Annotated in this window: 15 protein-coding genes; 1 reads left to right on the forward strand and 14 read right to left on the reverse strand. The window is 62.0% G+C overall.

All coding sequences use genetic code 11. The features are described from left to right. The 4 genes from VEJ16_02865 to VEJ16_02880 form a co-directional block, all read right to left on the reverse strand. Positions 1 to 129, reverse strand: a 129-nt coding sequence (locus VEJ16_02865; GenBank protein ID HYB08595.1) for an ABC transporter permease, incomplete at its 3' end; no start/stop codon positions are given. 37 nt (positions 130 to 166) lie between these two features. Next, positions 167 to 1,105: an ABC transporter ATP-binding protein gene (locus VEJ16_02870; GenBank protein ID HYB08596.1), complete on the reverse strand. Its 939-nt coding sequence runs from the start codon at positions 1,103 to 1,105 to the stop codon at positions 167 to 169. 239 nt (positions 1,106 to 1,344) lie between these two features. Further along, positions 1,345 to 4,533 carry an efflux RND transporter permease subunit gene (locus VEJ16_02875; protein HYB08597.1) on the reverse strand — a complete coding sequence of 1,063 codons (3,189 nt, stop codon included), beginning with the start codon at positions 4,531 to 4,533 and terminating at the stop codon, positions 1,345 to 1,347. 18 nt (positions 4,534 to 4,551) lie between these two features. Then, positions 4,552 to 5,694: an efflux RND transporter periplasmic adaptor subunit gene (locus VEJ16_02880; GenBank protein HYB08598.1), complete on the reverse strand. Its 1,143-nt coding sequence runs from the start codon at positions 5,692 to 5,694 to the stop codon at positions 4,552 to 4,554. Between the two features lie 357 nt (positions 5,695 to 6,051). Here VEJ16_02880 and VEJ16_02885 point away from each other — a divergent pair, with 357 nt between their 5' ends. Continuing rightward, the gene (locus tag VEJ16_02885) at positions 6,052 to 7,695 is read left to right on the forward strand and encodes a thiamine pyrophosphate-dependent enzyme (GenBank protein HYB08599.1); all 1,644 of its coding nucleotides are present in this window, start codon (positions 6,052 to 6,054) and stop codon (positions 7,693 to 7,695) included. A gap of 42 nt (positions 7,696 to 7,737) precedes the next feature. Here VEJ16_02885 and VEJ16_02890 read toward each other — a convergent pair whose 3' ends face one another. The 10 genes from VEJ16_02890 to VEJ16_02935 all read right to left on the reverse strand — a co-directional run bounded on the left by VEJ16_02890 (position 7,738) and on the right by VEJ16_02935 (position 20,000). Further along, positions 7,738 to 9,774 carry a methyltransferase domain-containing protein gene (locus VEJ16_02890; GenBank protein ID HYB08600.1) on the reverse strand — a complete coding sequence of 679 codons (2,037 nt, stop codon included), beginning with the start codon at positions 9,772 to 9,774 and terminating at the stop codon, positions 7,738 to 7,740. Positions 9,775 to 9,913: 139 nt separating this feature from the next. Beyond that, positions 9,914 to 10,126, reverse strand: a complete 213-nt coding sequence (locus tag VEJ16_02895; GenBank protein HYB08601.1) for a hypothetical protein — start codon at positions 10,124 to 10,126, stop codon at positions 9,914 to 9,916. A gap of 80 nt (positions 10,127 to 10,206) precedes the next feature. Continuing rightward, the gene (locus tag VEJ16_02900) at positions 10,207 to 11,121 is read right to left on the reverse strand and encodes a DMT family transporter (protein ID HYB08602.1); all 915 of its coding nucleotides are present in this window, start codon (positions 11,119 to 11,121) and stop codon (positions 10,207 to 10,209) included. 69 nt (positions 11,122 to 11,190) lie between these two features. Beyond that, the gene (locus VEJ16_02905) at positions 11,191 to 11,898 is read right to left on the reverse strand and encodes a GNAT family protein (GenBank protein ID HYB08603.1); all 708 of its coding nucleotides are present in this window, start codon (positions 11,896 to 11,898) and stop codon (positions 11,191 to 11,193) included. Between the two features lie 190 nt (positions 11,899 to 12,088). Further along, the gene (locus VEJ16_02910) at positions 12,089 to 12,508 is read right to left on the reverse strand and encodes a hypothetical protein (protein HYB08604.1); all 420 of its coding nucleotides are present in this window, start codon (positions 12,506 to 12,508) and stop codon (positions 12,089 to 12,091) included. Positions 12,509 to 12,541: 33 nt separating this feature from the next. Then, positions 12,542 to 12,826: a hypothetical protein gene (locus VEJ16_02915; GenBank protein ID HYB08605.1), complete on the reverse strand. Its 285-nt coding sequence runs from the start codon at positions 12,824 to 12,826 to the stop codon at positions 12,542 to 12,544. Between the two features lie 193 nt (positions 12,827 to 13,019). Further along, entirely contained in the window at positions 13,020 to 13,709 is a 690-nt protein-coding gene (locus VEJ16_02920; GenBank protein ID HYB08606.1) for a YoaK family protein, read from the reverse strand. Between the two features lie 30 nt (positions 13,710 to 13,739). Then, positions 13,740 to 14,498: an HD domain-containing protein gene (locus VEJ16_02925; protein ID HYB08607.1), complete on the reverse strand. Its 759-nt coding sequence runs from the start codon at positions 14,496 to 14,498 to the stop codon at positions 13,740 to 13,742. 280 nt (positions 14,499 to 14,778) lie between these two features. Continuing rightward, positions 14,779 to 16,350: a S53 family peptidase gene (locus VEJ16_02930; GenBank protein HYB08608.1), complete on the reverse strand. Its 1,572-nt coding sequence runs from the start codon at positions 16,348 to 16,350 to the stop codon at positions 14,779 to 14,781. 308 nt (positions 16,351 to 16,658) lie between these two features. Next, positions 16,659 to 20,000: an adenylate/guanylate cyclase domain-containing protein gene (locus tag VEJ16_02935; GenBank protein ID HYB08609.1), complete on the reverse strand. Its 3,342-nt coding sequence runs from the start codon at positions 19,998 to 20,000 to the stop codon at positions 16,659 to 16,661. Positions 20,001 to 20,095 lie beyond the last annotated feature (95 nt).

Here is a 20,095-nt window from a genome sequence, read left to right on the forward strand (position 1 = left end):
GAAGAAATTTCCGATGTAAAAGGTGACGGCTCCCGCGAGGGCGAGAAAAACGACGAGGAATACATAGGCGAGCGGGGTCGTGAAATAGGCGGCGAATTCGCGCCGAAAGACCACAAGCGTATTGCGCATTCTGCCTCCCGAGCTTCTGGCGTCACCGGTGTGCAGGCTATTCCTGTCCCGCTGTGATCACTCGGAACACCTCATCGAGCTGGCCGTGCTCGACATGGATTTCCTCGACCGTCCAACCACGCTCGTGGATGAAGCGGCTCACTTCTGCAACCATCGGCCGGCCGTCCTTTGAGTAGAGTCGCAGGTCGACGATCGAATCGCACACCGCGATCTCGTCGATGCCGCCAACACCGGGCAAGCCGGCAAGCCCCGCACGGGCCTCGTGCGCGACGATTCCGCGCAGCCGCAGTGCGACCGCGTTGTGACGGCGAGAGCGCCCTTCGAGCTCGCCCGGCGTTGAGTCGGCGACGACACGGCCGCCCGCTATCACGATCGCACGCGTGCACACCGCCGCCACTTCCTCGAGGATATGGGTCGAGATGACGATCGTCTTGCGCGGCGCCATCTCCGTAATCAGCGTGCGCACCTCGTGCTTCTGGTTGGGATCGAGGCCGTCGGTCGGCTCGTCGAGGATAAGAACTTCCGGATCGTGAAGAAGTGCTTGGGCAAGCCCTACGCGCCGCTTATAACCCTTCGAGAGGGTGTCGATCGGCCGATCGAAGACGCTGCCGATTTGCGTGCGATCGGCGGCTACCGAGATGCGCCGCTTCGCTTCCGCGCCCGAGAAACCGCGCGCTGCAGCGATGAAGCGAAGGAAGCTTGCGGGCGTCATGTCCGCGTAAAGCGGGGCCCCCTCGGGGAGGTAGCCAATTCGCTTCTTGGCCTCGATCGGCTGCTCGGCCACGTCGAATCCGCAAACCTTTGCACGGCCGCTCGTCGGTGGAAGAAATCCGACGATCGTCCTCATCGTGGTCGATTTGCCGGCACCGTTTGGCCCAAGGAATCCAAGCACCTCGCCCGGTCGAACGGTAAAGCTCACATTGTCGACGGCCTTGATCGGCCCGAAATGCTTGGAAAGGGACTCGACTTCGATCATGGACAAAACCGCGGTTTCGACACAAACCTGTTCTCGGCTGGCTTCTTACGGCCGCCGAATACGAAAAACGCCTTCGTGGCGGCAAAGCACCGCCGGCCCCTCGAAATCGTTCCCAACGCCCATATAGGCAATCGCGGCTGCAAGATAAAGGGGGATGTTCTCAATCCCGAATGCGCCTGATGCTGCCCAGCCCCGGCTCAGGGGCAAGCCCAGCGCCTTGTTCGACGGGAAAAGCGACGTCAGCGCGCGATCTTCCGCGGCTCCGGCTCGTCGCGGACCTCAGGGAAGTTCACGGTGTCGACTCCAAGGCTTTCCGGCGTGACGGGCACTTCCTCCGCCGTCGGGGCGACGGTGCGCCGCCGGCCAAAGCTCAGGTTCTGGAGCCGGTCGAGATAAATATAGATCACGGGCGTGAGGTAGAGAGTCAAAAGCTGGGACACCATCAACCCGCCCACGACCGCGAGGCCAAGGGGGCGCCGCGCCTCGGAGCCGGCCCCGAACCCGAGCGCAATCGGCAAGGTGCCCATGAGGGCGGCCATCGTCGTCATCATGATCGGGCGAAAGCGGATGAGCGAGGCTTGATAGATCGCCTCGAGTGGGGTCATACCTTCCTGGCGCTGTCTCTCGAGGGCGAAGTCGATCATCATGATCGCGTTCTTCTTGACGATACCGACGAGCATGATGATGCCGACAAAGGCGTAAAGGCTGAGGGTCACGTTGAAAAGCATCAGAGTTAAGAGCGCACCGACCGCGGCCGACGGCAAACCCGAAAGAATCGTCAGAGGATGGATGAAGCTTTCGTAGAGCACGCCAAGGACGATATAGACGACGACCACCGCCATCAGAAGGAGGATGCCGAGGCCCTGCAACGAGGATTGGAACGCTTGCGCCGTCCCTTGGAAGGTGGTGCTCATCGCCGCCGGTATGTTGATCTGACGCTCGATTGCCCGGATGCGTTGCACGGCAGCCCCGAGCGAGAAATTCGGCGCAAGATTGAACGACACCGTCACCGACGGAAGCTGACCAAGATGATTGATCGTGAGGGGTCCGACGCCTCGACCGATACTGGCCACGGTATTGAGCGGAATAAGCGGACCGTTCGCCGAGCGAATATAGAGGCGCGAAAGCGCATCGGGATCGCGCTGGTATTGGTCCAGCAACTCGAGAATGACCTCGTATTGATCGAGGGAGGTGTAAATCGTCGATACCTGCTCCGAGCTGAATGCAGCACCCAGCGCATCTTCGACTTGTTGCGCGGTCACGCCGAGCGTTGTCGCCTTGTTGCGATCGACATTGACCACGAGTTGGGGACCGTTGTTTTGCATGTCGCTGTTGACATCGATGAAGCCCGGCTCCTTTCGCAGCGCCTCGATCAACGTATTGGCGGTCGAAAAGAGCTCAGGCAAGTCGATGTCCTGCAACACGTATTGATATTGGGCCTTCGTCAATTGCCCGCCGATGTTGAGACTCGGCGGATTTTGTATGTAGACCTTGAGTCCCGGAATTGATGAAAGCTTGCGGCGTAGCTCCTGCGCAATCTGGTCTGCATTAAGTTCGCGCTCGGCGCGCGGCTTGAGCCTCACGAAGATGGTGCCGGAGTTGACCGTCGGCCGCGGCCCGCCCGCACCGACGGATGACATGGCTCTCGCGACGTTGGGATCGGCGCGCACGATCTCGGCGGCCTTTTGCTGATTTCGCACCATGAAGTCGAAAGACGCGTCATCGGGCCCTTCGGTGAACGCGATCAGCTGGTCGGTATCCACGCTTGGCAGGAAGTCCTTCGGAATCTTGACGAACAGATAGCCGGTGGCGGCCAGCGTGGCGAAAAACACCACAATCATGAGCGGCTTCCAATCGAGACACCACTTGAGCGTCCGGCCGTAGCCGTCGATTGCCGCCTTGAATGCGCGTTCGGTGAGCTGAAAGAGCGCGTTGTGTTTCTCTGCGTCGTGCGCGTGGATGAATCGGCTGCACATCATGGGCGTCAGTGTCAGCGAAACAATGCCCGACACCGCAATCGCCGCACAGATCGTGACCGCGAACTCATGGAGGAGCCGCCCGACGATTCCGCCCATGAACAGCACGGGAATGAATACCGCCGCGAGGGAGATCGTCATCGACATGATCGTGAAGCCGATTTCCCTCGAACCCTTGAGGGCGGCCTCGAACGGGCGCTCGCCCCCCTCGATGTGCCGCACGATGTTCTCGAGCATGACAATTGCGTCATCGACGACGAAGCCGACCGAAAGGGTCAGCGCCAGGAGCGAGAGGTTGTCGAGGCTGTAGCCAAGCAGGAACATCACCGCGAAGGTGCCGATCACCGAGATCGGCAAGGCCAGAGACGGGATGATGGTGGCGGAAAGGTTCCGCAGGAACAGGAAGATCACCATCACGACGAGTGCGGCCGCGAGCAGCAGGGTGAACTGCACATCCTCGACCGAGGCGCGGATCGACTGAGAGCGGTCGTAGAGGACATTCAGATGGATCGCCGCCGGCAGATGCGCCTCGAAGGCCGGCAGAACGGCCATCAGCGCATCCACAACCGCAATCGTATTCGTGCCGGGCTGACGCTGGATGGCAAGGACCACGGCACGAGTGCCGTTGAACCAGCTCGCCACCTTCGTGTTCTCCACGCTGTCGATGACCCGGCCGAGGTCGCCGAAGCGGATTGGCGCGCCATTGCGGTACATGGCGATCTGATCCATGAACGCCGCAGCACTCAGCAGCTGGCCATTCGCCTGGATGGTCAGCGACTTGTTCGGCCCATCGATCGTACCGACAGGCTCATTGACGTTAGCGCTCTCGACGACCTTCAACACCTCGTCGAGCCCGATATTGCGCGAGGACAGCGCATCGGGATCGACCTGAACCCGGACGGCATATTTTTGCGAGCCGTAGACGTTCACTTGCGCCACCCCGCTTACCGTCGACAGACGCTGGGCGAGAATCGTCTCCGCATATTTGTCGACTTCGGAAAGCGGCAGCGTGGGCGAGCTGAGTGCCAGGTAAAGGATTGGAAAATCGGCCGGGTTCACCTTGCGGAAAGTGGGCGGGCTCGGCAAATTGGCCGGCAAGAGTTTCGCAGCACCCGTGATTGCCGCTTGCACGTCCTGGGCGGCCGCATCGATGTTGCGATCGAGTGCGAATTGCAGGGTTACTTTGGTCTGGCCGAGAGCGCTCGTCGAGTTCATCGAGTCGAGGCCGGCGATCGTCGAAAACTGGCCCTCGAGCGGGGTTGCCACCGAGGAAGCCATGGTTTCTGCACTCGCGCCCGGAAGCTGCACCGTCACCGAGATCGTCGGGAAATCGACCGTCGGGAGTTCGTTGACGGGTAGGCTGCGATAGGCCACGAGTCCGAACACGATGGCGCCCACCATGATCAATGTGGTCGCAATCGGCTTTCGGATGCAGGTCTCGGGAAGGTTCATGGCCGCCGCGCTGTCCCCTCAAGCAGCATTTCGGATTTCGACGGCCGCACCGGGGAAGAGCCGAAGCTGTCCGTCGGTCACGACTTGCTCGCCGGCCTCGAGCCCTTTTTGAATGACCGACTTGGCATCGACGGTCGGCCCAACTTCCACCGGACGTTGCTCGACCGTCTTGTCAGCCTTGACCACATACACATAGGTGCCCTTCTGGCCAGTCTGGACCGCTTGCGACGGCACAACAAGCGCGGCCGAGAGCGTTGCCAGGGTCATCTTGACCTGGACGAACTGTCCGGGCACCAGCCGATCGTCAAGATTGGGGAATGTCGCCTTGAGCTGAATGGTGCCGGTTGTGACATCGACCTGGTTATTGATGAAGGTTATTTCGCCTCGGGCCGGCGGGCCGGGATCGCCGGGGATTGTGACGTCGACGTAAAGCTTCCCGCTCGCCATCCGGCCTCTTACGTCCGCGATGCTCTGCTCGGGTATCGTGAAGGAGACATAGATCGGCCGAGTCTGGTTGATCATGACCAGGGCGACAGTGTCGTTTGCCTTCACGAGGTTGCCCACGTTGACGAGAATGTTGCCAGTGCGGCCGTCGATCGGCGAGCGGATCTGGCAATATTCGAGGCTGAGCTTGGCTTGGTCGATCGCGGCCTCGTCGGCCAGGACACTTGCGTGGGCGACATCGGCGGTTGCGCGTGCCTGCTCATATTGTTGCTGGGGTGCGAAATCCTTTTGGGCAAGTTCGGCGAAGCGCTTGAGATCGAGATCGGCGCGCAGGGCCTGAGCCTTGTCGCTCTCGAGGGTCGCTTGCGCCTTCTGAAGTGCCGCCTCGAAGGGACGCGGGTCGATTTGAAAGAGAAGATCGCCTTTATGGACGTATTGACCTTCCACGAACCCTGCTTTGAAGATCTGGCCGTCAACGAGCGATTTCACGGAGACAGTCGTATATTGCTGAACGCTTCCGACCGTCCCGAGCTGCACGGGCACTGCTTCCTGAGATACTTGTGCGACCATGACAGGGGCCGGAGGTGCGGTTCGCGTTGCGGACTGGGCGCTGTGCGCCGCCAACTTGGCCGGCGCGTAGACAAAATAATAATAATACCCGCCCGCGGCCAGGGCCGCAGCCATCATCCCGAATACGATAAACTTCCTCGCCTTCATCTCCTCGTTTTCCGCAGAAATGCAATGGTTCCGGACGGCGGCCTAATATATGCCAGGAACTCTTAAATCGGAATTGTAACTATTCCAGCCTGTTTCTCGGCGGCGCGCGTCCGGTTTTGGTACGCCTGAAGACGCGAAATCCGGCGCGCGTCAAGGATTTGCGACACTCCGCTCCATCCAGCCCCGTTCCCGCGGCGGATATCGCTGTGTCCGAGCATGGCCGCGGGCGCTCGAGCTTCTCGTATATGGTGCGCTACCCTAATTTCCCTAGTTGCCGCGTGCAGGTCTCTTTGTCTAGGCTCGACGCCTCTCGTCGCTGACACCACTGTCGGGGGCCAACCAGCCTGGGGGTGCACCATGACGCGGATGACGGGCGGTCAAGCGATCGTCGAAATGCTGCGACGTAATGGTGTCGACACCATCTTCGTGCTTCCCGGCGTGCAGAACGATGCCCTGTTTGCCGCCCTTTATGACGCCAGCGAGGCCGGTGGAAAAACAGCCCTTCGTGTCATACACACTCGCCACGAGCAGGCGGCCGCCTATATGGCGTTCGGCTATGCCCGCGCAAGCGGCAAGTGCGGCGCCTATGCCGTGGTTCCAGGGCCGGGCTTTCTCAATACGACGGCCGCGCTCGCAACGGCCTACGCAACCAACGCGCCCGTGCTGTGCATCTCGGGGCAGATTGCGTCTCGAATGATCGGGCGGGGCTACGGTCAGCTCCACGAGATTCCGGATCAGCTCGCCATCTTGCGCGGCCTCACCAAATGGGCGGCACACATTTATCATCCGACCGAAACCGGAATTGCGGTCGATGAGGCATTCCGACAGATGCAGACCGGTCGCCCTCGCCCGGTCGGGCTCGAGATGCCGCCCGACGTCATGGCGCTCGAAACCGAGGTGGTCCTGCCCGAGGGTTTCATCGCACCAGCGCCGGCCACACCCGATCCCGATTTGATCGAGAAGGCGGCGGAGCGTCTCGGCAACTCGAAGAACCCCCTTATCATGGTGGGTTCGGGTGCATCAGGGGCCGCCGAGGCGCTTCTTGCGGTGGCAAGCCTGATCGAAGCGCCGGTTTTCACCAGCTATGGCGGCAAGGGGATCGTGAGCGACCGCCATTATCTTTCGCAGAATGCATTCGCGGGCCATGAGCTCTGGGGAAAGGCGGACGTGGTCCTCGGGGTCGGCAGCCGCATGGCCCATCCGCTGATGCAATGGGGCGTCGACGAGGCCCTCGATTTGATCCGCATCGATATCGACCCAACGGAAATCGCACGAATCGTCGCCCCCAGCATTGGCATCGTGGCAGACGCGCGCGCAGCACTCACGGCACTCCACGACGCCCTGCTCCGGCATAATCGCAAGCGGCCATCCCGCGAAGCCGAGCTGACGGCACTCAAGAAAAAATCCCTCCAAGAGATCGGCAAGCTGTCGCCCCAATGCCAATACCTCATGGCGATACGGCGCGAACTGCCCGATGAGGGCGTGTTCGTCGACGAATTGACCCAGGTCGGCTATGTGGCGCGCCTGGCCTACCCCACCTATCGCCCGCGCACGTTTATTCATAGCGGCTATCAGGGGACACTCGGTTTCGGCTTTCCGACGGCGCTCGGCGCCAAGATTGCGCGTCCGGAGGCACCGGTGGTTTCGATTTCGGGCGACGGCGGCTTCCTCTATAACGCCCAAGAGCTCGCCAGCGCGGCACTGCACGGCATCGACATCGTGGCGATTGTTTTCGTGGACGGCGCATTCGGAAACGTGCGGCGCATCCAGAAAGAGGATTACGGCAATCGCTTGATTGCGGTCGAGCTGCGCAATCCGGATTTCGCTCGGATGGCCGAAAGCTACGGTGTCGCGGGGATAAGCGCCTCGGGACCCGAGGGCTTGCAGCGCGAACTCAACGCCGCCCTCAAGCGACGGGGCCCGACGTTGATCGAGGTCAAAGTGGGCGAGATGCCGGATCCTTGGCCCGTGATCCTACGCCCGCGCGTTCGCGGCAAATGAAGCCAGGCAATCTCCGGCGCGCAGGCAACAAGGCGCGATAACTCAATTCGAACCGGCCATCATTTGAATCTCAACCCTGCGACACCAAAAAACGAACATCCCCATGAAGCTGTTCGGGAGTGCTGTTTCGAGCCGTTCCCAGCACGCAAGGTCTAGCATCCGGGGATCGTCGGGAAATCGTTCCCGATAGGTGCACGCCAAGGCGGGAGAAAGTTCGAAACCGAGGAATTCGAGGCCGAGCTCGGCGAGTGCGCGCGCAATGCCGAGTGGGGTGAAGCGATGCTCGCACGCATGAAACAAGAGATCGCGGCATGCACTCAAATTGTAGAAGTCGGAAAAGCTTTCCACACCGTCGAGGGCCGGCTCCTCGCCATCGACGACGCGCGCGCGCAATGCGCGGATGCCGTCAGGGGTCGCGGACAGGCCAAGTTCGTGGGCGCGCCGGCGCGCATTGACGATCGAACGTCGCGCCCGTTCGCTATAAAGCCCGATTCGCATGACGCCCTCTGGGCGCAGCCAGTCGAGGAGCGCGCGCCATCCTGCGAGCGGGGACGCCATATGGTGCAACACGCCGACGCTCTCGATGACATCGAAGCTGCGATCGAGCGCTTCGATTTCAAGGATATCGCCTTGAATGAAGCGCACGCGGTCGATGCCGAGTTTTCGGGCCATACGGACCGCATATGCGAGGCTCGTCCGGCTGAGATCGACAGCCACGATTTCCTTCGCCTCGCGCAATCGCGATATCTCGAGCGGATGCTTGCCCGTCCCGCACCCGGCGATGAGTACATCGACCGGCCGGTCGAATGCCGCCGATTGATCGAAGCCTGGCAGGATTTCCCGAAGATGAGTGCCGAGGCTGATACGCTCGGACCCGGCGATGGTGAGCCAAGGTGGAAAGGGATCTTCCTCGTATTGCGCTTGCACGGCACGCGATGTTAGGTCATCGACCTTTCCGAGTGACGCGATTTCCGCTCGCAATGCCGCTTCCTGGCGCGGCTCGAACAGGGTTCGAGCGAGAACTATCGCCGCCGATTCGCTCCAGATGCTGGACGGCATCTCGGCAAGGCGATCCGCAAAAGGGAGCTTATGGATCGGGCGATAAAGTGCGAGTGCGAGAAGTTCATTCTCCCATGACGCCGGTGCCGCACCGGCGGCGATTCGCTCGGCGAGCGCCGACTGGAGTGCTTCGACAGCGGCGGCGTCCGCAGCGGTCACCGCATAGACGAACGCGTTATGATGGCACTGCAGCCCGAGGGAAGCGACAAAGTGTCGTGCCGTCTCATTTTGGAAAAACTCGCCGGGCAAGCCGCTGAGAACGAGCCGCCGCAGCCATATAAGTATGGCCTCGAGGTCGAGATCGACGGCGAGCGCCTTCCGTAGTAAGGCATTGACGAGCGGATCCTCCGCGAAGGCTTCGATGAATGGGCGGTATGTTGCGGGACCGGCCTGCGTGTCGTCAGGACTTGCCGCGGCGTTGCGCAGTACGGGAAAATTGGCGCGTCGCTTCAGGACGGCGATCGCGGAAGCCGCAAGGTTTTGATGCTCGATATCGTCATGCGCGAAGCAACGGAGGAGGATGATTTCGAAATTCTCCGGCATAGACAGCGGTGTCGCGTGTTGTATGGAGCCCGCGAAATTCTGGCGTAGCGCCGCGTCGTCCGGCGCAAGCTCGATCGCCTTGCAGAATTCCTCTATCGCATTGGCGATTTCTCCCATGGCCACGTGTTGAAGTGCCAACGCGTGGCGAACTGCGGGCTGATTCGAATCGAACTGAAGCGCCCCTCGGTAGGCCCTGATCGCTTCGGCGGTACGCCCGCTCGCCGCGAGCATCTTGCCAAGGTCGTGGTAGAGGACCGGCAGGTCGCGCCCATGCGATAACGCGCGCTTCATGATGGCAATCGCGGCATCTGACTGGCCCGCCTGGAATGCGAGGACGCCGTAGAGATGAAGGGCCGTGATATTGTCGGGCGCCTTTGCAAGAACGTCCTCGCAAATGCGCTTCGCCTCCGCAAGACGTCCTTCTAGCCGCGCCCTGGCAGCCGTTCGCAACGCAAGTGAAATTTCTCGCGAGGCCACGTTGCCTTCAGTCTTGTTCGAAATTTTCGCCGGATTTTCGCTCCGGCGCGCCTCGCGACGATTCATGTCAGTGCGATGCTCGCCACGTCACGCCATAGCTCTTTGGAGGTGCCCCCGGCGGGACGCACGCACAGGCGAACTACGGCGTCTGCTGGACGTAGCGTTGCTGGAGGAAGGTCTGGGTGCAGGAGTCGACGTCGCCAAATACGTTGACAAATTGGGACCATATGGAGACGCATTCGGCGATCTGTCCGGTTTCCGGCTGGCGCAAAACGACCGAGGTCGGACTGCAACCCGCGACTGCCGCGGCGATTCCGAGCGTAAACAGGACCGGGGACGTGAAGGATCGCATACAAGGCTCCTGGCGATGCTGGCCGTACCGTCATCTTAGCACGGTGCCGCGACCATCGTCATCGGCGCCGACGGCAAACTTCAACGCCCGCGCGAGACCACGTGCTCGCGATGAGCGGTATAGATGCCGCTTGCGACGATGATTGCAGCGCCAAGCAGCGTATATCTGTCTGGCACGGCGCCAAAGACGAAAAAGCCCAGCGTACCCGACCAGAGCAGCTGGCTGTAGGAAAAGGGGGCGAGGACTGAAGCGCTTGCCCGGCGATACGCCTGCACGACAAGCCACTGCCCGCCGGTACTCGCCAGCCCAATGAAGATTCCAAGCCCGACCTCGCCATAGGTCGGCGGGGTCCAAATGAAAGGAAGCACCACGGTAAGCACGATGAAGCCGACACCCGCCGCGTAGGCGAGCATCGTGACGACACTGTCCACGTGGCTCATTTTCCGCGTGATCACCATTGCCAAGGCCCAACTCAAGGCCGAGAGGATTGGTAGGACCGCGGCGGGATGGAAGGCGCTCGTACCCGGACGGACGACGATGACCACGCCGATCAGGCCGATGACAACCGCACCCCAACGCCGAACGCCGACCCTTTCGCCAAGGAATGGGATCGCCAGTGCTGTGGTAAAGAGGGGCGAGACGAAGCTCGTCGCCGTAGCATCCGCGATCGGCAGATAAGTCACCGCAAGCACAAAGAGCACGCTCGACGAGGCGAGGCAGAGGCCGCGGACGATCTGAAGCAAGGGTCGGCGCGAGCGAATGCCATTTCCGCCTGTTCGGGCGAGCGCTGGCAGCAGGAGTACGGCGAAGCAGGTGAACCGTATCCATGTGATCTCGAGGGCGGGCAGCGATTCGGTGAGAAATTTCGCGGTCGTATCCGAAAACGAAAACAGCAATATCGCGACGAGCATGAGAACGATACCGGCGAGTGGATCGTCCTGGCGCGCCGGCACAACTTGGGCGACACGCCCCCCATCCGCGGCATCGCGCGGCATTTCAGCCCCTCGGTTAATGGCATCCCCCAGATATCCGTATCGACTCGGTCTGCGGACCCTCAGCCTATCTCACCCCTTAGAGCCCACGAGTACTGCGCGCTGCCGGCCCTGGGCGTCGAAGTTCGAAGGATCGAGCCAGCGCTCAAACGCATGCTTTATCTGCGGCCATTCCTTGTCGAGGATGGCATACCAAGCGGTGTCGCGATTGCGGCCTTTATAGATCGTCGCTTGGCGGAATATTCCTTCGAACTTGAAGCCAAGCCGGAGTGCCGCCTTGCGCGACGGGGCATTCAAGGCGTCGCACTTCCACTCGTATCGGCGATAGCCGAGTTCGTCGAACACGCGCCGCATCATGAGGAACATCGCCTCCGTTGCGGCGGGCGTGCGCTGAATGAGTGGCGAATAATTGATGTGGCCGACTTCGATCACTCCGACCGGCGGATCGATCCGGAGATAAGACGCGACACCCACGGCCTTTCCGGTCTTTCCGTCGATCACGGTATGGAAGAGCGGATCGTCGCCAAGGCACGCGGAAACCATCCAGTCGCGATAACTCGCAAGATCCGCGAATGGCCCATAGGCCAGATAGGTCCAATTTCGGCCGTCAAGGTCTTTCGAATTGGCTGCGAAGAGGTCGGCCGCGTGCTTTTCCGGATCGATCGGCTCGATCCGGCAGTAGCGACCCTCCATGGGCGTGCGCGGTGGGCGCGGCCGTGCCGTCCAGCCGGGTACCTCAAAGCCGATGGGTAGGCCAAGCGCGTTTGTTCGATCCGACACTGATGCGATCTCCATTCTGCGGCCGATGGATGTCCCCAAAGAGACGCACGCGATGAAAAAGGGGCCGGGATTTCCGCTAGGGCATATACAAACGGCTCGACGATCGCAACGGATATCGCGAAACCAGCGACCCTTCGGGTGAAAATGTGGGAGCTGTCAAATCGATGGCGAGCGTTTTAGCGCCGGCCCATCATCGCTCGATGAGATCGCGGAGCGCTTTGCGCAATTGCGGACTGAAACCGACCGCAAAACCTGCCAGCAATGAAACCAATAGCGCGGCGGCCGGATGCTTGCGTGCGAGCTTGCCGATCTCATCGCCGGCGAGGTTGCCAAGTTCCATCGCGAGTGTGGGGCGCCCATCCCGCATGCCGCCATGTCGTCCGGAGGCCGAATGCCGCCGACCCGCAAAGAGATCGCCAGCAATTAGAATCAACAGAGCGATTGCGAATGCGACAAGGCCGGTCGCCAACGCGGCAAGAGGGGGTGTCGCGACCGCCAACAGTGCGAGATAGAGTGCCCCACACAGGAATGCGACACCGGCCACGACGACGATCGTGGCCGCCAACAGCGAAACGGCCAAGATGGTGAAACGCCTCAGCAAACTGTCCATGTCTCGGTACGCCTGTGTCGGGCGCCCAAGCGGTCACGCACGGCGCCCACCCAGCAGTAAGCCGAGGATCAGACCGACGCTGAAAGCAGTCACGGCAGCGCCAACCGGCCTTTCCTCGATTTCGTGGGCGAGGCTTTCCACCCGTTTTTTGACTTCGTCTTGGACCCGCTCTGTCGATTGACGGGCCTTGCTGACCGCCTCGTCCGTGCCGTGCCGAAGAAGGCCCTGCATCGTGGTGGTTATATTCGCAAGATCGGCGCGAAGCTGCGCCAACTCGCCGCGCAGTTTCTCGAAATCCATGTCGGTTTTCTCGGCCATGACAGCCCCCTCTCTTGGCGCAAGCACGCTTGCGCCGACCCGCCGCGCATGAAAAGTCCCACCCGTCCAGCGATACTAGCGCGCCGCCGTGGTTGCCGATATAGGGCGATTGCCTCCCGGCGTGCGCCCAACCGATACGCGCACGGCGCACCTGCCCTCTCGCCCCAATACAAAGGCCAGGACTCGAGGCGCATTATCGCGCCGCGGATACCGGTCCGCGGCGCTTGTTCGCCTGATGCTCGATCGCCAGGTCTGCGGCCACGGCGAGAAGCAAAAACCCCGGCAATATGAGAGGGGCGCTCAGCACGACGAGCGCTACGGCGCCGGCGCCAGCACCCACTGCATAGAATACCCACGCCACGGCGAAAAGGACGCCTGTCGAGCGGTCCTCCTCGGTCGCGTCACCATGCCTCGCCTTGACTAAAATCTGGACGAGCTCTTCGGCGAGTCGGACGATGGTGCCCGTGACGACGACGGTTTGAAGGCTCGCCGGACCAAAACGCGAAATCGAAGAACCCTGCAAACCCATGGCGGCTGCGAGGAAGGGAAGCGTCCATGTCCGCTCGATCTCCGCTGCTGCGGCGATGAAAAGGAGTCCTGCCGCCAATACGAGCGTGAGATATGCGCCGCGGCCGAATAAACGTTTAAGGATGGCACCCAAAATCGCCGCGAGGAAGAACGTCGACAGGGTTAGGACGTAGGCACGCATCAGCACAAGCTCGCCCTTAGCGGCCGCAATCGCGAGCAAGACCGTGTTGCCGGTCATGTTGGCGGCAAACACGCGGTCGAGCATGATGTAGCCGAAGGCGTCGACATAGCCGGCGACAAGGCAAAGCAGGCTCGCGCGCAAAACGGATCGAATGAGGGGCGGTCCGGCGGTCATTTGCCTCACCCCCTTCACCGAATGCCGCGATCAGAGAAATCGGGTCGGCCGGATCAGAGTGCGCCACATGTGAGCGGAGGGGCTATTGTCATTGCCGAGCCCTTCCTTCGGCTGCTTGAAGTTCCGGCCGATGATGTCGATGAAGTCATCAAGACGAACGACCGCATTGGGGTCGAATGAATAAATGTCGTTGATCGTGATGAGACGCGCCGTCATGTACCATTTATGGTTTCGCGCGCGTTTGTATTCTTCCGCGATATAGGGTTCCGGCTGGTAGTCCTCGCCGAAGAAACGGACGTAAAGTTCGGGATAGGAATAGCCGACCGACTCGTCAGGATAGAATCGCAATGCCTGATGAGCCCGGATCGCCCAGCTTACTTCCTCATCGACGTAAGGCTCGATCAGCTGTGCACCCCAATAGCCGTGATCGGCGCGGATGAAGCCGGCGACGGCAATGTCGTGAAGCAGGCAGGCGAGCACGATTTTCTCGTTGTGCCCCGCCTTCAATGCATGCGTGGCGCTCTGCAAGAGGTGGTTCGCAGAGACCAATCGATGCTGGAAGAAGTCCACGAGCGCGGGTCTCTCCGGCATTTTCGGGAGGCGCGGGTCGTCGCCCATGAGCATCCGCTTTCCCGGGTAACGCGCCATCAGCGCCGAGCTACTTTCCATCCCGGTCTCGCCATCGGCGAAATTGAAAAGTGCCGACTTCACGATGATGCAGTCGAGTTCCTGCACCATTCGATGCTCGAGCGCATCGGCCCGCGCCGAGAGCGTCATTGCCGGGTTCATCGATCTGTCCTCAAGTGCAGCCTGTCAATTACGGGCGATCGATCGCTTCGATATGAAAAGGACGCCCAACCGCAACGTGGTCGGAAAACGATGACGCCGACCCCCGCCGCGCGATTGTGCCCGCTTCGAGGCTGTTTGACAATCGCGTGGGGGGACCGTTGCGCGGCGGATCGGCGTATTCCGATGCCGCGAGCCGCCGCTCCGTCGAAAACATCGCCGGAGCGTCGATCTCAATACCCGGCGAAAGGCGTGCAAGCTTCGCCGTGACAACGCGTGGCGTTCAAAGGATTCCCGCTATTTTGTTCCCGTCCGGGCTTCCGAGGCCTGTACAGGCGTCCCACCCGACCGAGGCCTCGAAGTCGCCATTATTGCCTTGCGTTACGTCGTTCAGTGTCGAGGGATTTTTATAGAGTGCTGGATTGATGAAACCGACCGGACTGCCCTTCGCGGCGTTGATGCGTGCAATCAATCCTGCCCAAAGAGGGGCTACCGCGCTGGTTCCGCCAATCACGGTATTTTGTCCATCCACGCGGACGTCGTATCCGGTGACCGGGTCCGCATCGCCGGAGACATCGGGAACGCCTCGCATTTGAAGTGGACTCGTCTCGCCATTGCTGTTCGTGACTTGGAGCCCGTCCTGCCATGGCGGCAATGAGAAGCTGGCGCTGACGCCGCCGCCGCCTGCACCGCCATTCGCACCGTCGTTCCACACGGTTTCGCTGACGATTTTTCCCTGTGCGGCATGCACGCTCGTCCCCCCGCACCCAAGGGCATAGGAACTCGAGGCCGGGAAATCGACATGGTCCGACCCGTCATTGACCCCGTCGCTCGAGCCGTTGTCGCCCGAGGCGACGCAGACGGTGATCCCCACCGCAGCCGCCTCTTGAAAGGCATTGTCGAACGCCGTGAGCGATTGCTGCGCCCAGGCCGATTCCGGCCCGCCCCAGCTAATTGAAATCACCGAAGGCTTATTGACGGTATCGTGCACGGCGCTCGTGATCGCATCGAGAAAGCCGGCGTCGGTGTTCGGCGCGAAGTAAACAGCGATCTTTGCACCGGGGGCGATGGACCCGACGACCTCGATGTCCAGCATCACTTCTCCGTCCGGTCCATTCGGGTCGCCCGTCGGATGATTCTTCCCATGATCGACCGATACGCTAGTGACCGTGGGAGGTGTGACGTTGAGTGCCGTGAAATATGTCGTAAGGTCTGCGGGGCGGAAACCACCGCCGAGTTCGATGATGCCGACGCACTCGCCTTGGCCGGTTCCTTGGGGAAAGTCATAGAGGGCCGCAATCTGAGGGGGTGTGAAGGAGGCCGCGGCGGCCTTGGGGGAACGCCAGTGCACGTTGCCCTGATGTGGTTTGGCGCGGAAGTGGGCCCTCGCCTGCGGGCGGTTATCGAGGCCGAGCACGGCGTCGACCACGCCGTTCAACTCGTCCGGCAAATAGAGTGCACCCGTCCTGCCGCGGTACGTGCCGCCCTCATGTTCGAACTGTTCGAGATCGACACCGAATGCAGCGTTGAATTGAGCAACCGTCCCCGAAAGGATCACGGTCCGTCGTGCTGCACTCTCTTCCACGACCGCAAGCCCATGCTCGGCCGCAAATCGCTTCACCGCCGCGATGTCGGCCGGTGCCGCGCCGAATTGCTTTGCGAATTCCTCGCGCGTCATGTGAGCCCCACGCTTGGCGCCAGAGGTGCTCGCGTTGACTCGCTTCGCAAGCGCGTCGGCCGCACGGTTACGCACCAGCACGGTGACTTCGAGACGCTCGCCGGGATTGGCCTTTCCGAGGGCCTTGGCACCCGGAAGCGGATGACGTTCGCTACCCTTGAGTTTATTTTTTGCCATGGTTGGATATCCTTTCGCGACAGGAAAAGCCGCTCTGCTGTGGTATTCGGATTTGAAGTTCCTAAACGCGGATGCCACCAAGATCGCAGGAACTTCAAATCCACCACACTAGCCGAGTACTGACGGCCCGAACGGCGGCGACGACCATCTCGCGGCTCACCACTCGCGCAGCCGTGTCAACGTGCCCAAATACGCAACGCGCTCATGAATAAGGGCTTGCGCCCTTTTCACGCTGCGAACAATTTTTCTTGAATTGAAGGCAGACGTTCTACGCCGGCGCAAACGCGAGCGGGTGTGACAATTATGGATTAACGGGCGGGCGGTCCGGAAAATCCGGCGGCAAGAGCGGCCTCGACTCGCGGCAAAAAGGCCCGCAGGCCCGTCTCGCGCATAATGCCGCTAATCCGCACAAGCTCGCGCCGGATCGCCTCCTCGCGGCGACCCTCCGCCAGCGCTGCGAGTGCGCGCGCCCGTGCGATGAAAAGGTCCGCCCACGGCAGTGGTTCCGCGCGCGTGTAGTCATCGAGGGCCATGGCATGCCGAAGTGCCGCCGCCGTTTCCCCAGCTTCGAGCATCCCCTCGATCGCGTCGCGGTGAAACCAGAGATGATTGTGGCCGACCGCACCGCGGCCAAGAAGATTTTCGCCTTCGGCCACGAGCCGCAAGCGCTCAGCGCGATCCCCAACGGCACGGGTAAGCACGCCTATTACCTTGGGGCCGCAAAACTGCATCCCGGCCTCCCGGCAAATCCCGAGCGCCTGGCGTGCCGCCGACAAGGCTTCCTCGCGCCGCCCAGCATCGAGCGCCAGCCGCGCGCGCATCTCGAGGTTCTGCGCTTCGAAACGCAACGCGCCAAGCTGTCGGATGAGCTGGCTTTCGCGCTCGAGTCGAGCGGACATGGCGTCATAGTCGCCAAGCTCGTAGCAGGCGAAAACGCCCATCGTTTCCCCGAGCATCTCGGCGCGCGGCTGCCCGACAATCGCCGCAGCAAGGGCGGCCGCAGCGCCGTCCTCGCGTGCTTCCCGACCCTCGTTGAGGTAAAGCCTGCTGAATCCAACCATGGACCGGTTTGCAACTTCGATCCGGCCGAAGCCGTGCTCCCGGCTCAGCGAAACGCAACGGCTGAAATGGCCGAAGGCCGTGCGCATCCTCCCTTGCGCATAGGCAGCATCCGCGAGCCCGCCCAATGCGCGAGCCTCCGCTTCCGGGGAAGCCAATTGTCTCGCATAGGCGAGACCCTTCTCGTGCTCGGCGCGGCACTCGTCGATCTTGCCGAGCGGGAAAAAAATATTACCGCGCAAATGGTGGAGGCGCGCCAGCTCGGCCTGGAGGCGATGGGGCTTTGCCACCTCTTCCGCGCGGTCGAGCAGGTCGAGCGCTTCCGCGAGGCCCTCGGATACCCGCAATCCTTCCGCAAGCCCGAGTTGCGCGCGGCATAAACCCACCGCATCCGGCGCGCCGACGACCGCCTCCCGGAACGTCGCGATCGAGAGGGCGATATCGCCGAGATCGCGCTGCATGACGCCCTTGAGACACGCCAGCGCGTGACGCTCGGTTGGTTCATCCACAATCTCCAATCCGCGCTCCGCCAAACGAAGGGCCGTATCGACGTGATAGGCGGCACGCTGGGCCGTCGCAGCCTCGAGATAGGCCGCGGGTGCACCTTTGTCTTCGGCAAGATCGAGATGGCGCGCGCGCAGAACGGGGTCCTTCGGCGCGAACCAATCGGCTGCGGCACGGTGAAGCTCACGTCGTCGCGCCTTGAGCAGCGATGAGTAGGCCCCCTCCCGGATAAGCGCGTGGCCGAAGAGAAAGCCGTCCCCCTCGGGAATCACCAGCGCATGGGCGATGAGAACGTCGCAAACATAATCGGGCAACGCCACGAGATGCCTCAGCACCTCGAGATCGAAGCGCTGGCCGACAACGGCGGCGGCCTGGAAGGCCAGCCGATCGGCCGGCGGGAGCCGGTCCATGCGGGCGAGAACGAGGCTTTGAATCGATGCGGGGACGCTGTCTTCCCTGCCTTCCTCGGCGTTGCGAAGGAGTTGCTCGAGGAAAAGAGGATTGCCCCCCGCGCGTTCGACACAGGCGAGCGCCAAATGCTGTGTGGCCTCGGTGAAGCTCCGGGCAAGATCGATTGCTTCCTCGTGGCGCAAGGGACCGAGATCGATCGTTGCAAAGGGCGTCGTGCGGCAGCTTGCCCGCCAAGCGGCGTCGAGGCGATCGCCTTCGATCCGCGATGTCGCCAGGAGAAGGCCGGGGCCGTCAGCGATCGCCGCGGCGATTGCCGCTATATGCCTGAGGGTTAGAGGATCAGCCCAGTGCAGATCCTCGACCACGATCATGGTCGGTGCGCACGAGCACGCAGTCTCAACAAGCCCCGCGACAAGGGCGCCCTTGCCGCGATTGCGGGCCGTGTTGTCCATAGCGTCGTAGATTGCGCGCTGTTCGCCGCGCTGGGGCAGGTCGAGGAGATCGTAGAGGAAGGCGAGGCGCTCGGCGCCGATCGACCCCTCGGCCGCAACCCGATCGGCGGCGCTTTGCCGCTCCTCCGTGTCCGCACCGCTCGGGAGGCCGAGCAAGCTCCGCACGATGGTGCGGATCGGGTCCTGACCCTTGCCGACGCCAAAGTCGAGCACAAGCGCGCGATGGTCTGTAAAGCCGCGCTCTTTGGCGATCCGACGCATCTCATCGACCAGGCGCGTCTTGCCGATGCCCGCTTCGCCGCGAACATAGACGACCTGACCGCATCGGCGGCCGAGACACACGGACAAAATGCCCTTGAATTGTTCAAGCTCGGCGTCGCGCCCGATGAATGGGGAACGGATCGCAGAAGGCCCGTCAGCCCCGAGAGCGCGCAAGCGCCAGACACGGACGGGCGCTTCGATTCCTTTGAAGCGTAATTCGCCGATCGCTTCCGAGACAACGTGGCCACCGAGTGCGCGATGGACGGCTTCGGAGATCATTGTTTCGCCGGGTGCGGCCGCGGACACCAAGCGTGCCGCGAGATTGACCGACTCGCCCAAAACCGTATAGTCCTGCAAATCGGCGCGTCCGACCGCACCCGCCACGACCTCCCCACTTGCGATGCCGACATGCGCCTTCAACTCGCGACCGAGGCCAGCACCGAGGCGGCGGACCGCCTCATGGATGTCGAGGGCTGCACGGGCGGCGCGCAGCGGATCGTCGTCATGGGCGCGTGGCGCCCCGAAAAGTGCCATGACCGCATCGCCGATGTGCTTGTCGACCGTTCCGCCATATTCAAGAACGACACGGTCGGCGTCAGCCGTGTAGCGGCCCACAAGCTCGTGCAATTCTTCGGGGTCGAGCGATTGCGAAAGCTCCGTGAAGCCCGAGAGGTCGGCAAAGAGGATCGTGACTTGCCGGCGCTCGTTGCTAAGGGTGGGGGCAAGCGGGCGTGCGGCCGGTGAGGGCGATGCCGTTTCGGCCGCAGCGGCCAAGATCCGCTTGCGATGGCCCAGCGAGCCGATGCCGAGCTCTTTGAGTTCCGCATCCGTGAGTTGGGCGAGCAAGGCAAAATCGATATCGTTCTCGGCGAAGACCCGAGCGTATCGTCCAAGGCCCAGCGTTTCCAGCCACGCCCCTACGTCCATGCCGCCAAGCATATCCCGATTTTCTGGAATCGGCATACCCGCGCCAAGATATTTTGAGCCTGGGCAACGGGCGCCGCGACTTAGCGACGACGCGCTTGCCAAACGGTACTCGTGTGCTCTTATCTCGCCGG

Source organism: Alphaproteobacteria bacterium (assembly GCA_035625915.1).
Lineage (GTDB): Bacteria > Pseudomonadota > Alphaproteobacteria > JACZXZ01 > JACZXZ01 > DATDHA01.